Origin of the sequence: Burkholderia sp. Bp9099, assembly GCF_003857805.1 — a bacterium.
Taxonomy (GTDB): domain Bacteria; phylum Pseudomonadota; class Gammaproteobacteria; order Burkholderiales; family Burkholderiaceae; genus Burkholderia.
In genome coordinates this window covers 195,737-209,726 of record NZ_QTPU01000008.1, presented here as the reverse complement: position 1 = coordinate 209,726, position 13,990 = coordinate 195,737, and the positions used below count along the sequence as shown (strand labels likewise).

The 13,990-nt window shown below is 69.3% G+C and carries 12 protein-coding genes; 5 read left to right on the top strand and 7 right to left on the bottom strand.

Features of this window, described 5'->3' with window-relative positions; all coding sequences use genetic code 11:
• Positions 1–5 precede the first annotated feature (5 nt).
• The gene (locus DIE17_RS11430; RefSeq protein ID WP_044847277.1) at positions 6–473 is read right to left on the bottom strand and encodes a MarR family winged helix-turn-helix transcriptional regulator; all 468 of its coding nucleotides are present in this window, start codon (positions 471–473) and stop codon (positions 6–8) included.
• An 82-nt stretch (positions 474–555) separates the two neighbouring features.
• On the opposite strand from DIE17_RS11430, the gene DIE17_RS11425 reads away from it, so the two are divergent.
• Positions 556–924, top strand: coding sequence for a hypothetical protein (locus DIE17_RS11425; RefSeq protein WP_124487701.1), 369 nt, complete (start codon positions 556–558; stop codon positions 922–924).
• A 157-nt stretch (positions 925–1,081) separates the two neighbouring features.
• Positions 1,082–1,699 (top strand): glutathione S-transferase family protein, encoded by a 618-nt coding sequence (locus DIE17_RS11420; RefSeq protein WP_124487700.1) that lies wholly within the window; start codon positions 1,082–1,084, stop codon positions 1,697–1,699.
• 64 nt (positions 1,700–1,763) lie between these two features.
• Here DIE17_RS11420 and DIE17_RS11415 read toward each other — a convergent pair whose 3' ends face one another.
• The 4 genes from DIE17_RS11415 to DIE17_RS11400 all read right to left on the bottom strand — a co-directional run bounded on the left by DIE17_RS11415 (position 1,764) and on the right by DIE17_RS11400 (position 5,835).
• The gene (locus DIE17_RS11415; RefSeq protein WP_124520420.1) at positions 1,764–2,486 is read right to left on the bottom strand and encodes an HAD family hydrolase; all 723 of its coding nucleotides are present in this window, start codon (positions 2,484–2,486) and stop codon (positions 1,764–1,766) included.
• Between the two features lie 29 nt (positions 2,487–2,515).
• The gene (locus tag DIE17_RS11410; protein WP_124520393.1) at positions 2,516–3,487 is read right to left on the bottom strand and encodes an ornithine cyclodeaminase family protein; all 972 of its coding nucleotides are present in this window, start codon (positions 3,485–3,487) and stop codon (positions 2,516–2,518) included.
• A gap of 174 nt (positions 3,488–3,661) precedes the next feature.
• Positions 3,662–4,795 (bottom strand): DSD1 family PLP-dependent enzyme, encoded by a 1,134-nt coding sequence (locus tag DIE17_RS11405; protein WP_124920825.1) that lies wholly within the window; start codon positions 4,793–4,795, stop codon positions 3,662–3,664.
• 113 nt (positions 4,796–4,908) lie between these two features.
• Positions 4,909–5,835 carry a LysR family transcriptional regulator gene (locus tag DIE17_RS11400; RefSeq protein WP_124920824.1) on the bottom strand — a complete coding sequence of 309 codons (927 nt, stop codon included), beginning with the start codon at positions 5,833–5,835 and terminating at the stop codon, positions 4,909–4,911.
• A gap of 436 nt (positions 5,836–6,271) precedes the next feature.
• On the opposite strand from DIE17_RS11400, the gene DIE17_RS11395 reads away from it, so the two are divergent.
• From DIE17_RS11395 to DIE17_RS11385, 3 genes are read left to right on the top strand one after another with little or no spacing between them, the layout of a single operon-like run.
• Positions 6,272–6,862, top strand: coding sequence for a DUF2760 domain-containing protein (locus DIE17_RS11395; RefSeq protein ID WP_124521975.1), 591 nt, complete (start codon positions 6,272–6,274; stop codon positions 6,860–6,862).
• Positions 6,859–8,700 (top strand): Hsp70 family protein, encoded by a 1,842-nt coding sequence (locus tag DIE17_RS11390; RefSeq protein ID WP_124920823.1) that lies wholly within the window; start codon positions 6,859–6,861, stop codon positions 8,698–8,700. The genes DIE17_RS11395 and DIE17_RS11390 overlap by 4 nt, the downstream gene beginning before the upstream one ends.
• A gap of 5 nt (positions 8,701–8,705) precedes the next feature.
• Positions 8,706–11,480 carry an Hsp70 family protein gene (locus DIE17_RS11385; RefSeq protein WP_124920822.1) on the top strand — a complete coding sequence of 925 codons (2,775 nt, stop codon included), beginning with the start codon at positions 8,706–8,708 and terminating at the stop codon, positions 11,478–11,480.
• A 276-nt stretch (positions 11,481–11,756) separates the two neighbouring features.
• Here DIE17_RS11385 and ctlX read toward each other — a convergent pair whose 3' ends face one another.
• Positions 11,757–12,734 (bottom strand): citrulline utilization hydrolase CtlX, encoded by a 978-nt coding sequence (ctlX, locus tag DIE17_RS11380; RefSeq protein ID WP_124920821.1) that lies wholly within the window; start codon positions 12,732–12,734, stop codon positions 11,757–11,759.
• Positions 12,735–12,792: 58 nt separating this feature from the next.
• The gene (locus DIE17_RS11375) at positions 12,793–13,872 is read right to left on the bottom strand and encodes an ornithine cyclodeaminase (RefSeq protein WP_044845387.1); all 1,080 of its coding nucleotides are present in this window, start codon (positions 13,870–13,872) and stop codon (positions 12,793–12,795) included.
• Positions 13,873–13,990: the final 118 nt, after the last annotated feature.

Genomic DNA, 13,990 nt, shown 5'->3' with positions numbered 1-13,990 from the left:
CCGCTTCAGCCGCGCGTAGCCGGATCCTCCGACAGCGCGCGCAACTGGCCGCGCAACACATCGACTGCTTCCGGCGCGAACGGCCGTTCGATCTCGGTATGGGTCTGCTGCCAGAGCGGGAACGCTTCGGCCAGCAACTGATGACCGGCCGGCGTGAGTTCGAGCAGGCGGCTGCGCTTGTCGTCCGGATCCGTCGTGATCGTGAGCAGCCCGCGCCGCTCGAGCGGCTTGAGCGCGGCGGTCAGCGTGGTGCGATCCATCGCGAGCAATGACGCGACCGATTTCATCGCGGCCGGCTGCGGCCGGTTCAGCGACATCAGCAACGAGAACTGGCCGTTGGTGAGATCCAGCGGACGCAGCACATCGTCGAAGATGCGCGCGAGATTGCGCGCCGCGCGCTGCATGTGCAGGCACAGGCAGCAATCGCGCACCATCAGCGTCGTTTCGAAAGGGAGCTTTTCTTTGCGTGCCATGTTGCAATTGTGTTGATATCAACCTACTGTGTCAAGGGCGAGGTGCGGTAGCCCGCCGTGCCTGCCATCGGACGGAGGAAGCATGAGTGCTCAACAGCAGTTGTATCTCGCGGTATTCCTCGGCAGCAAGGATAGCCCGGGCATGAAGGCGTGGATGGCGTTGCCGGAGGACGAGCGGCGCACGCGGGAGCGCGAAGGGATCGCCGCATGGCATGCGTGGGTCGAGCGGCATCGCGACGCGATCGTCGAGCCCGGCGGGCCGCTCGGCAAGACCAAGACGATCGGCAAGGGCGGCGTGACGGACACCGCCAATGCGATGAGCGGCTTCACCGTCGTGCGTGCCGCATCGCACGACGCGGCCGCCGCGCTGTTCGAGGGCCATCCGCATTTCACGCTGTTCCCGGGCGATGCGATCGACGTGATGCCGGTGCTCCCGGTACCCGGCATGTGAGCGGCGACAGGCGCTGCATGCGTGGGCGAAGCGGCCGAAGTGATCGAAGCGTTCGAAGCATTCACATCATTCGAAGCACTCGAAGCATTCGAAGCGGCCGATTGGCCGTCGCCTGCGCGCGGCGATTTTTCCCGACATTATCGATGGAGACATTGCGATGAAGCTTTACGGATTCGCCGGCACGCGCACGCAACGCGCGCTCTGGGGGCTCAAGGAACTGGACGCGGATTTCGAGTTCGTGTCGGTCAACCTGCTAAAAGGCGAGCACAAGCGGCCCGAATTCCTGCGCCTCAATCCGGCCGGCAAGGTGCCCGTGCTGGTGGACGGCGACCTCGTGATTCCCGAGTCGGCCGCGATCGTGCTGTATCTCGCGGACAAGTACCCGGAGAAGGCGCTGCTGCCCGTCGATCTCGCTTTGCGCGCGCAGGCCTATCGATGGGTCATGTTCGCGGTGACGGAGCTTGAACAGCCGTTGTGGCGGATTACGCGCCATTCGTTCCTCTATCCGCCGGAAAAGCGCTCGCCGGCCGATATCGAGCTGGCACGCGAGGATTTCGCGACGATGGCCGCGATCCTCGACAGGCATCTCGAAGGGCGCGAATTCATCGTCGGCGACACGCTGACGGTGGCCGATTGCGTGACGGTCTACCTGATCGACTGGGCGAGCGAATGCCACCTGATCGAACCATTCCCGCAATTGCGTGCGTACCTCGAGCGGCTTTATGCGCGGCCGAAGGCGCCGCAGCGGATCGCGGACGCACGCAAGGCGGCGTGAAGCGGCGGTCGGTCATGTCGACGGGCGTGATCGATCGCGGCCGCGCGATCTTGCGGGCTTGCGGTTACGCCACCGCGTCAGGCGCACCCAGCGCGCGACACAGCACCGACAAGTCGCGAACGGTCAGATGCGGCGACGGGGCACGATGCGCAGCATGCTCAGCTTGCGCCCCTGCGTGACGCACGACCCACGCTGCCTGAAGCCCCGCATTCAACGCGCCGACGATATCGAGGTGAAAGTCGTCGCCGACGTGCAGCAGCTCCGCCGCCGGCACGCCGAGCGTCGCGGCGGCTGCATGGAAGATTTCCGGCTCGGGCTTCGCGAACCCGAACGCACGCGCGCTGAGCGTTTCACGGAAGAACTCGCCGCCGCCGGTCAGTTGAAGGTCCGCATTGCCGTTCGTCACCGCGATCAGCGGAAACCGCGCGCTCAACCACGCGAGCGCCGGCAATGCATCGTCGAAGAACTCGACCTGGTTTCGCGCCGAATAGAACACGTCGTAGGCGCGGTCGGTCAGTGAGACGTCTTCGTTCGCGCGCTGCAACGCCAGCCGGATCGATCCGATGCGCAACGCGCGATAGTCGCCGACGAGATCCGGCCGCGAGCGTTCGTATTCATCGCGCAGTTGGGCCAGCGTCTGCGACGTCGGCAGCACGCTCGCGGTATCGGGTGCGTGCGCGATCAGCCACGCATGCAGCGACGCCTCGGCCCGTGCGACGGAAGGGCCGAACGGCCATAGCGTGTCGTCAAGATCGAACGAGATGGCGGAAACTTTGGATAGACGCATGGCGATGGAAGATATCACGCCGTTGCCGTTCACCACGGCCACGGGATCGAGCGTCCCGTGCCGCGCTCGACGGCCTGCCGATACAGGAAGCGCGCCACGGTCAGGTCCTGCAGCGCGAGCCCCGTCATGTCGAATACGGTGATCTCGCCCGGCGAGCGATCGACCGACACGGTCCCGGCGAGCACGTCGCCGATTTCGGTGCGCGGCAGATCGGGCGCCCATTGGCACTCGCCGATGCCACGCGCCTGCTCGTGATCGTCCACGAAAATGCGCGCGCGCTGCAGCAAGCCTTCGGGAAGCTCGCGCTTGCCCGCGGTGTCCGCGCCGACGCAGGTCAGGTGGGTGCCGGGCTGAACCGCGTCCGCATCGAACAGCGGGCCGCCGCCCGGCGTGGCCGTGATGACCACGTCGCTGTCGGCCACCGCATCGTTTCGGTCGCGTGCGACGCGGATGTCGCAGCGTTCGCGGAATGCCGATTCGAACACCGCGTCCGCTTCGCCGCGCGCGTTCACGTACTGCACCGCGCACCGTTGCGGGAGCAGCCTGAGCGCACGGTCGAGCTGGACGCGCGCCTGCACGCCGGTGCCGAACACGCAGATGCGCGTACTGTCGCGGCGGGCCAGCGCCTGCAGGCCCAGGCCGCCGGCCGCACCGGTCCGGGCGGTGGTGATCGCGTTGCCGTCCATGATGCAGAGCGGGCGGCCGGTGGCCGGATCGAACAGCGCGATCGTCGCCTGGTGCGGCTCGCCGCCCAGGCTGCGATTGCCGGGCCAGAATCCGGCCGCCTTGAAGCCGAGCAGATCCTGGCTCGCGACGTCGCCCGACTTGATGCCGAACACGCCGCCGGTATGCAGCTTCTCGCGCACGACCGGGAACACGCGCCCCGCGCGTTGGCTGTGCAGCACGAAGGCTTCGCGGACCGCCGCCATCACGTGTTCGGCTTGAAGGGCCGGTTCGACGACATCCCGGTCGAGAAGAAGGAGGTGGGCGTCTGTCGGCATGGTGGGGGAGCCTGTCGGATGCAATGTGAAACGCGGTTTTATAGTTTGTATAGAATTGGACAAATAGTCAATGTCGGGAGGGCGGTCAGTCGGTCGCGCGCGGCGGCCGGTTGCGTCGCCGGACGTCGGCGTATCAGTTCGCCGCATCGGCGAACGCCACCGCGCCGCCTCTGCTTACCACCCATAGAAGCGCGGCCAGCTCTGCACGATGCCGTCGTCGCCCAGCGCCTGGTATTCCGGATGTTGCGCGCCGGTCGCGCACGCGTGGTTCGGCAGGATCCGCAAACGGGTCCCGATCGGAAACCGCTTCGCGATATCCGTGTCCGGCGTCCCGATGCGGGACACGATGCCGTGCTCCTGATTGGCCGCGCTCATCACGTACTCGCCGAGCACGTCACCGTCTTCGCTACACACCTGCCCGTAGCCGAAATCCCGCGCCTGCCGCTGCGTGCCGCGATCGCGGCTCATCGCCATCCAGCCCGCGTCGACGATGACCCAGCCTTTTTCTTCCTGGTGCCCGATGACGGTGGTCAGCACCGACAGCGCGATGTCGGACAGCGCGCACACGCCGACGTTGTGCATCACGAGGTCGAACAGCACGTACACGCCCGCGCGGACTTCGGTCACGCCGTCGAGACGCTCCGCGGACAGCGCGGTCGGCGTCGAACCGATGCTGACGACCGGGCAGGGCAGCCCGGCGGCCCTGAGGCGCTCCGCGGCGTGCACGGTCCGGCTGCGCTCCTGTTCGGCGATCGCGACCAGCGCGTCGCGGGTGTCGTATTCGTAGCTGGAGCCGGCGTGCGCGAGCACGCCGCCGAGCGTCATGCCGCCGTCGACCAGCGCGCGGCCGACGTCGATCAGCAGGTCGTCGTCGGGGGCGATCCCCGAGCGATGGCCGTCGACATCGACCTCGATCCAGACTTCGAAGCGCTCGCCGTGCTCGCGCCCGAACGCTGCGGTCGCATTCGCGGCCTGCAGGCTGTCGGCGACGATCTTCAGGTCGCAGCCCTGCCGGCGCAACGCGAGCGCCTGGCCGAGCTTCGCGGGAATCATGCCGACCGCGTAGACGATGTCGCGCACGCCGCCCGCGAAGAACTGCTCGGCTTCCTTCAGCGTCGATACCGTGATGCCTTGCGCGCCGGCCGCAACCTGCGCGTCGACGACGTGCTGGCACTTGGTCGTCTTCACGTGCGGCCGGAACCTGACGCCGAGCGCGTCCAGACGCGCCTGCATGCGCGCGATGTTGTCACGCATGCGGCCGACGTCGATCAATGCGGCGGGGGTGTTGAGAAGGAGGGGAATGCCCATGATGCGTTGCCTCGGTGGATTGCCGACAGCGAACACAGTAGGGCGTTTGGCGCGCAGCGTGTTTAACGCATGCCAAATCGAGCATTAAGCAGCATTTAATCCCGGGACCGCGCTCATGCCTTGCCGCGCCACGGCGGCGGAGCGAGGAATTGCGTCGCGGCTTCGAGGAAAACCCGCTGCCGCGCGGAGCGGCCCGTGCGTGACGGCAGCAGCGCGGTCACGGGCGCGGGCGGCAAATGCCAGTCGGGCAGCAGCCTGACCAGCTTGCCGTTCGCCAGCAGCGGCGCGACGTCCCACTCGGAGCGCTCGACGATGCCGAGCCCGGCCAGTGCCCAGTCGGTAATGACGGTGCCGTCGTTCGACGACAGCGCGCCCGTGACGCGAATCACCGCCGATCGTCTGGATTCGCCCTTGCCGTCGCCGGCTTGCGAGAAGCGCCAGCGCGGCACGTCCTCGTCGTTCTCGCGCAGGCACAGGCAGTCGTAGTGCGCGAGGTCGGACGGATGGTCCAGTTGCTTGATGCGCCGCGCGTAACCGGGGCTCGCGCACAGGAAGCGCTCGTTGGGCGCGAGCGGATAGCCGATCCACGACGACGACTTCAGGCTGCCGACATGGATGACCACGTCGGCCCCCGAAGCGCTGGTCAGCGGACTCTCCGACAGGTGCAGCGAGATTTCGAGCTTCGGATGCGTGCGTTGCACGTCGCGCACGATCCGCGCGACGTACTTGCGTCCGAAGCCGAACGGCGCGACGACGCGCAGCGTGCCCTGCACGTCGCCGTGATCGCCCGCGATGTTGCCCGGCAGCGCGTCCACGCGCTCGAGAATCTCCACGGCTTCCCGATAAAGCCGCTGACCTTCGTCGGTCAACTCGATCCCTTTCGGCTGCCGCACGGCGAGCCGGACGTCCAGCCGCGCCTCCATCCGCTGCAGGCGGATCGTGACCGCGGGCGGGGTGAGGTCGAGCAGGCGCGCGGCGGATGCCAATGAACGCGACGCGCCGATCGCGCGCACGAGGCGAAGGTCGTCGAGGTCGAGCATTGCGTGTCCTTTAATGCTGGCGTTGCCGGGCATTAAACATCACATTGCATGAAGCATGTAGCGCTACGCCGCCGCGGTCCCCATGCGGGGGCATGCGTTTCACGTCGCGCGCCCGAATTCGCGCGATTTTGGGGTGAAGGCGGTACGCCGCCGCAAGCCGCGCTGACGCGCCGCAACATCGCGGCCGACACCCGGCCGACCCCCGATAGCCGGCAGTCCGATGCAATCCGGCGCGGCGCAAAACCCGCGCGCCGCTGTGTTCTGTCCCCCAACTTCTGCCCGGTTCGCCCGCCACAGGGCAAAATACGGGTTTTCCGCACCCGAGAGGGCGCGCCCGAATCACGCGCCGGGCGGCGGCAGTGCGCATTCGCACGCCGCCGCCGGGCGCCCAGGCAAGCTGCTCGCCGTGTCGCGAGCCCACAGGAGTCCAGACCCCATGCCCGAATCCAACCTGTCCTTCTTCGGCCGGCTATCGCTGGCCGTCGGCACGTTCTTCTCCGTGATCGGCAACCGCGAGTTCGCGGCCGGCGTGCTGCGCGTGCGCGACGGCGCCCCGGCACCGGTCGCGCCGGCGCCCGTTGCGCCGGCCCCCGCGGCGGCCCCGGCACCCGCGCCCGTGAAGGCGCCGGCCCCCGAGCTGCGCGAAGCGAGCCCGCAAGCCGCGCTGCAACTGCTCGGCCTGCTGCAGCGCGATGCGCGCTTCATCGACTTCGTCGAGGAAGACATCGCCGGCTACGCGGACGCCGACATCGGCGCCGCCGCACGCCTCGTGCACGACGGCTGCCGCGCCGCGCTGCGCGAGCATTTCACGATCGTGCCGGTGCGCGACGAAGCCGAAGGCAGCCGCGTGACGCTGCCGGCCGGCTTCGACGCGACGGCCGTGCGCGTGACGGGCAACGTGGTCGGCGCCGCGCCGTTCACGGGCACGGTCAGCCACCGCGGCTGGCGCGTTGCCGACGTGCGCCTGCCGAAGCTGACGGGCAGCCACGACGCCTCGGTGGTCGCACCGGCGGAGGTGGAACTGTGAACGATCCGCGCTATTCGATCGGTATCGACCTCGGTACGACCCACTGCGCGCTGTCGTACGTCGACAGCGCCGCGAGCGACGGCGAAACGATCACGCAGCAGGTGCTGCCGATCGCGCAGCTGACCGCGCCCGGCGCGCTGGAGTCGCGCGACCTGCTGCCGTCGTTCCTCTATCTTCCGCATGAAAGCGAGCTGACGCAGGGCGACCTGACGCTGCCGTGGACGGCCTCGCGCGCGTTCGCGGTCGGCGAGATGGCGCGCACGCGTGGCGCCGGCACGCCGATCCGCCTCGTGTCGAGCGCGAAGAGCTGGCTGTGCCACCCGGGCGTCGATCGCCGCGCGGCGATCCTGCCGAGCGATGCGCCGCCGGAAGTGGCGCGCGTGTCGCCGCTGGAAAGCTCGATCCGCTACCTGACGCACCTGCGCGAAGCGTGGGACCACGCGCATCCCGACGCGCCGTTCGCCGACCAGGACGTGACGGTCACGATCCCCGCGTCGTTCGACCCGGCCGCGCGCGAGTTGACGGCCGAGGCCGCACGCGCCGCCGGCTATTCGCGCATGACGCTGCTGGAAGAGCCGCAGGCGGCGCTCTACAGCTGGATCCAGAAGAGCGAAGGCGGCTGGCGCAAGCAGGTGCAGGTCGGCGACCTGATCCTGTGCGTGGACGTCGGCGGCGGCACGACCGACCTGTCGCTGATCGCGGTGGTCGAGCGCGACGGCAATCTCGAACTGCATCGCGTGGCGGTCGGCGAGCACATCCTGCTCGGCGGCGACAACATGGACCTCGCGCTCGCGCACGTGGTCGCGCGCAAGCTCGCGCAGCAGGGCACGCAGGCCGACCCGTGGCAATTGCGCGCGCTGACCTACGCGTGCCGCTCGGCGAAGGAAACGCTGCTGTCCGACCCGACGACCGACGCGGTGCCGCTCGTCGTGCCGAGCCGCGGCTCGAAGCTGATCGGCGGCTCGATCCGCACGGAACTGACGCGCGCGGAACTCACGCAGACGATTCTCGAAGGTTTCTTCCCGCAAGTCGACGCGGCCGCGCGCCCGGTGAGCCGCGCGCGCGTCGGCCTGACGCAGCTCGGCCTGCCGTATGCGCAGGACGCGGGCATCACGCGCCACCTCGCGGCGTTCCTCGGCCGCCAGGTCGCGGCGCTCGACGCGCTCGAAGGCGTGCAGCGCATGCTGCCGCAAGGTGCGACGTTCCTGCATCCGACCGCGGTGCTGTTCAACGGCGGCGTGTTCAAGTCGCCGCTGCTCACGCAGCGCGTGCTCGATACGCTCAATAGCTGGCTCGCCGCCGAAGGCGCGCCGGCCGCGCGCCTGCTCGAAGGCGCGGACCTCGATCTGGCGGTCGCGCGCGGCGCGGCGTATTACGGCTACGTGAAGCGCGGCCGTGGCGTGCGCATTCGCGGCGGCACGGCGCGTGCGTATTACGTCGCGATCGAGTCGGCGATGCCCGCGGTGCCGGGGCTGGAGCCGCCGGTGCAGGCGCTCTGCGTCGCACCGTTCGGGATGGAGGAAGGCTCGGATGCGGCGTTGCCGCCGCAGGAGTTCGGCCTCGTCGTCGGCGAGCCGGTGCAGTTCCGCTTCTTCGGGTCGTCGGTGCGTCGCCAGGACCAGGTCGGCACGCTGCTCGACTACTGGTCGCCTGAAGAGCTGCAGGAACTCGAGGAAATCCAGGCCACGCTGCCCGCCGAAGGGCGCACGATCGGCGAGGTCGTGCCGGTGAAGCTGCATGCGCGCGTGACCGAAGCCGGCACGCTCGAACTCGAGGCAATCCCGAGCGGCACGAACGAGCGCTGGAAGGTCGAGTTCGACGTGCGCGGCGCCGCCTGAGCGCGATGAAGCGCTATACGGTCGGCATCGACCTCGGCACGAGCAATACGGTCGTCGCGTACGTCGAGGCCGGCTCCGACGCGATCCGCGTGTTCGACGTCGAGCAGCTGGTCGGCCCCGGCGCGGTGGCCGCGCAGCCGCTGCTGCCGTCGGTGCGTTATCACCCGGCGGCGGGTGAACTGCCGCCGGACGCGCTGCGCCTGCCGTGGGCGGCCGATTCGAAGGCGGGTGCGAAGGCTGATCCGAAGGCCAACGCGAATGCGGCCGGTGCACCGCCGGCCGTGATCGGCCGGTATGCGCGCACGCTCGGCGCGCAGGTGCCGGGCCGGCTCGTCACCAGCGCGAAGAGCTGGCTGTCGCACGCATCGGTCGACCGGCTTGCGGCGATCCTGCCGTGGGGCGCGGCCGACGGCGTCGACAAGGTGTCGCCGGTCGACGCGAGCGCGAGCTATCTCGCGCACGTGCGGGCCGCGTGGGATGCGCGTTTTCCCGATGCGCCGCTCGCGAAGCAGGACGTCATTCTGACGGTGCCGGCGTCGTTCGACGACGGCGCCCGCGCGTTGACGGTCGAGGCGGCCAAACGCGCGAAACTGCCGGCGCTGCGCTTGCTGGAAGAACCGCAGGCCGCGTTCTACGACTGGTTGTACGGCCAGCGCGCGACGTTGCGCGACACCTTCGCCGCGCCGCGCCGCGTGCTGATCTGCGACGTCGGCGGCGGCACGACCGACCTCACGCTGGTCGACGTCGCGCCGGGAGACGATGGCGAACCGGCCTTCACGCGCGTCGGCGTCGGCAATCACCTGATGCTCGGCGGCGACAACATGGACCTCGCGCTCGCGCGCCTGGTCGAGACGCGGCTGACCGAGCCCGGCACGCGGCTGTCGGCCGCGAGCCTGTCGCAGCTCGTCGAGCGCTGCCGCGCGGCGAAGGAGCGGCTGCTCGGCGACGACGCGCCGGCCTCCGTCACCGTGACGCTGCTCGGCGCGGGCAGCAAGCTCGTCGGCGGCGCGCGCTCGGCCGAGCTGACGCGTCAGGAAGTCGAGCAGATCGTCGTCGACGGCTTCTTTCCGCAGGTCGAGGCCGGCGAGCTGCCGCGCCGCGCGCGGGCCGCGATCGTCGAATTCGGCTTGCCGTATGCGAGCGACCCGGCCGTCACGCGCCACGTCGCCGCGTTCCTGAATCGTCATGCGGAAGGCCCGCTGCCCGACACGCTGCTGCTCAACGGCGGCGTGTTCCGCGCGGGTGCGCTGGCCGGCCGTCTCGCGCAGACGCTCGGCGCGTGGCGCGGCGCGCCGCTCGACGTGCTGCACAACGCGCATCCGGACGTGGCGGTCGCGCGCGGCGCGGTGGCCTATGGCCTGGCGCGGGCGGGGCATGCGCCGCGCATCGGCGGCGGTTCCGCGCGCAGTTATTTCCTCGTGCTCGACGATGGCGAGGGCGCCGCGGCGGCGCGCGGTGTCTGCCTGCTGCCGCGCGGTGCCGAGGAAGGCCGCGAGATCCGGCTCGAGGAACGCACGTTCGCGCTGCAGCTCGGGCAGCCGGTGCGTTTCCACCTCGTGTCGACGGTTGCCGACACCGCGTACCAGCCGGGCGATCTGGTCGAGCTGGACGGCGGCGACTTCGTGCGGCTGCCGCCGATCGCGACGGTCGTCGACGCGAAGGCCGGTAGCGATGCGCGCGAAACGCCGGTGAAACTCACCGCGTCGCTGACCGAGGTCGGCACGCTCGAAATGCACTGCATCGCGACCGACGATGCAGCGCGCCGCTGGCGGCTCGAATTCCAGTTGCGCGGCGATGCGCCCGCGCAAGGCGACGATGCCGCGTTCGCGCGCCATCCGCGCGTCGATCACGCGATCGAGCTGATCGACCGCTCGTTCGGCAGCAAGGCCGCGGACGTCACGCCGAAGGACACGCGACGGTTGCGCGCGCAACTTGAACAGGTGCTCGGCCCGCGCGACGAGTGGGACGTCGCGCTCGCGCGCGAGCTGTTCGACGCGTTGCTTGCGCGCGCGCGTCGCCGGCGGCGCTCGGCCGATCACGAACGCGCGTGGCTGAACCTTGCCGGCTATTGCCTGCGCCCGGGCTTCGGCCATCCGCTCGATGCGTGGCGCATCGAGCAGCTGTGGCCGCTGTTCGACGACGGGATCCAGTACGTGAACGACGCGCAGGTGTGGTCCGAGTGGTGGACGTTGTGGCGGCGCGTGGCCGGCGGCCTCGACGACGACGCGCAGACGCAGGTGCGCGATGCGATCGCGTTCCTCGAACCGTCCGACGACAAGCGCCGCAAGCTGCCGTTCGACCCGGCCAAGGTCGGCCCGGCCGACATGACGCGCTTGTCGGCATCGCTCGAACGATTGCCGGTCGAGCGCAAGGTGGAACTGGCCGAGCGGTTGATCGTGCAATTGCAGAAGCCGGCCGAGCGCACGCTGTGCGCGTGGGCGCTCGGGCGGATCGGTGCGCGCCGGCCGTTCTACGGCAGCGCGCACAGCGTGGTGCCGGCCGACGTCGCGAACCGCTGGCTCGACGCGCTGTTCGCGCTGGACTGGAAGCAGGTCGAACCCGCGGCGTTCGCGGTCGCGCAAATCGCGCGGATGACAGGTGACCGCGAACGCGATTTGCCGGATGAAACGCGTGAGGCGGTGATCAAGCGCCTGTCTTCCGCGAATGTGTCGGCCGCGTGGATCGACATGGTGCGCGAGGCGATTGCGTTCGATGAAGCCGACACCGCACGTGTGTTCGGCGAAACGTTGCCGGCCGGGTTGAAGCTGCTGGCGGGGTGATGAACGGGCGGGACGATGCTTCGATCTGATTCGCAGATCGAAGCATCGTCCGGCGACGCATCGGGCTATTCGCGCAGGATGTCCACTCAGGTCGAAGCATCGTCCGGCGGCGCCATCGGGCTATTCGCGCAGGATGTCCGCTCAGGCCGAAGCATCGTCCGGCGGCGCCATCGGGCTATCCGCGCAGGATGTCCGTTCAGGCCGAAGCGTCGTCCGGCGGCGCTTTCGGGCTATCCGCCGCAGGATGTCCGCTCAGGCGTGCGGCACCGGTTCGCGTTACCGCGCCGCCGATTCCATTTCCTTCACGTCATGTGCTGCGGCCCGCCGCGCGAGATGAATGCCCGCGAGCATGCAGCGCACCGAGCCACCGGCCAGTTCGATCGTCGACACGTCGAGCGGCAGCAGCCGCGCGGAGCGTTCGATCGTCGCGCGCTGGCCGCCGGTGAGGCAGTCGAACGCGCGCCGCGACAGCGCGAGCACGCGCCCGTCCTTGCCCGACAACTCAAGCGTATTGCCCGCGAAATTCGCGATCTGCGCATGATCGAGCGCGATCACGGTGCGGCCCGTTTCGGTCAGGCGTTGCGCGATTTCGTCGCGGCGCCGGCGGTCGGCGATCAGGTCGAGGCCGATCATCGCGAACTCGGTGGCGACGCTCATCATCACGTTCGTGTGATAGATCGGGTTGCCGTTCGCATCGGCCGTATCGAAGCAGATCGGCTCGAAGTTGAAGTGCGTGCAGAAGCGTTCGAGCGCGACCGGATCGGCGCGGCGCGAACGCGCGGTGTACGCGATGCGTGCGACGTGGTCGAGCACCATCGCGCCGGTGCCTTCCAGGAACACGTCGTCGTATTCGAGCCCCGAGTAGTCGATCACGTCCTGCACGCGGTATTCCTCTTTCAGCATTTCGACGATGTCCGCGCGCCGCTCGCGGCGGCGGTTCGGGCTATGCATCGGAAACAGCGCGATATGCCCGCCCGGATGAGTCGAGAACCAGTTGTTCGGGAACACGGAGTCGGGCGTGTCGCGCTCGCCGTGATCGTCGAACACGTGCACGCGCACGCCTGCATCGGCGAGTGTGCGCGCGGCGGCCGTGACTTCGTCGCGCGCGGCGGCCCACACCGACAGCGTGTCGTGCGCGCCGCCGACGGCCGTGCGCTGGAACGCGTTGTCGGCCGCGGTCTGCGGATTCGGCAGGAAGCGGTGCGGCCGGATCATCACGACGGCGGCCGGCGCCTGGATCGATACGAGATTCATGAACGTTTGAAGAGACAGGCGGAGAATCGGGCGGCGCGCCGGCCGCCCGGGATGACGATCAGCGTGCGAACGCGGCGACGGCTTCGGTCACGAACGCCGCATGACCCTGCGCGATCGCGGCCGGATCGTCGATCAGCGCGAACAGGTTCTTCGGATCGACGGCCGGCGGAATCAGCGCGATCTCGACGCCCGCGTTGTGCTGCTGCGCGAGCGCATACAGGTAGCGCAGCGCCGAGTAGTCCTCGAGCGCGAAGCCGACCGAGTCGAACACCGTGACTTCATCTGCGCGCTCGCGGCCGGTCGTCTCGCCCTGCAGCACGCGCCACAGTTCGGTCACCGGGAAGTCGGCCGGCATCTGCTGGATCTCGCCCTCGATGCGCGACTGCGGCTCGAATTCGACGAACACGCGGCCCGCCTGCAGCACGCCCGCGTCGAGCTCGGTCTTGCCCGGGCAATCGCCGCCGACCGCGTTCAGGTGCATGCCGGGCTCGATCATGTCGGCCGTGACGATCGTCGCATACGCCTTGTCGGCGGTGACGGTCGTCACGATGTCGGCGCCACGCACGGCGTCGGCGGTCGACGCGGCGCGCACGACGCGCAATTCAGGGTAAGCGGCGAGGTTCTTCACGAGCTTGTCGGTCGCGAGCGGATCGACGTCGAACACGCGGATCTCGTCGATGCCGAGCAGCGTATGGAATGCGATCGCCTGGAATTCGCTCTGTGCGCCGTTGCCGATCAGCGCCATCGTGCGCGCGTCGGGGCGCGCGAGCGCTTGCGCGGCCAGCACCGACGTCGCGGCGGTGCGCAACGCGGTGGTCAGCGTGAGTTCGGCGAGCAGCAGCGGGTAGCCGGTGTCGACTTCGGCGAGCGCGCCGAACGCCATCACGGTGTGCATCCCGCGCGCGGCGTTGACGGGGTGGCCGTTCACGTACTTGAACGCGAACAGCGACGCGTTCGCGACGGGCATCAGCTCGATCACGCCGTCGCGCGAGTGGCAGGCGACGCGCGGCGACTTGTCGAAGTCGGCCCAGTGCAGGTAATCGGCGCGCAGCGTGTCGACGAGCGCGCGCAGGAACGGCGTGACGCCGGTCTGGGCGATCAGTCGGGCGGTGGCGGGTACGTCGAGGAAGCGGGTCATCGGTCTGTCTCCATTTTGCTGCCCGGACGCGTGTCCAGGCGTTCTGGTCGACCGGGGCGGGCGTGTCGGCCCGGGCCCCGGCTCCGTCAAAAGCGGCGTCGCGGCCCATGCGGCCGGT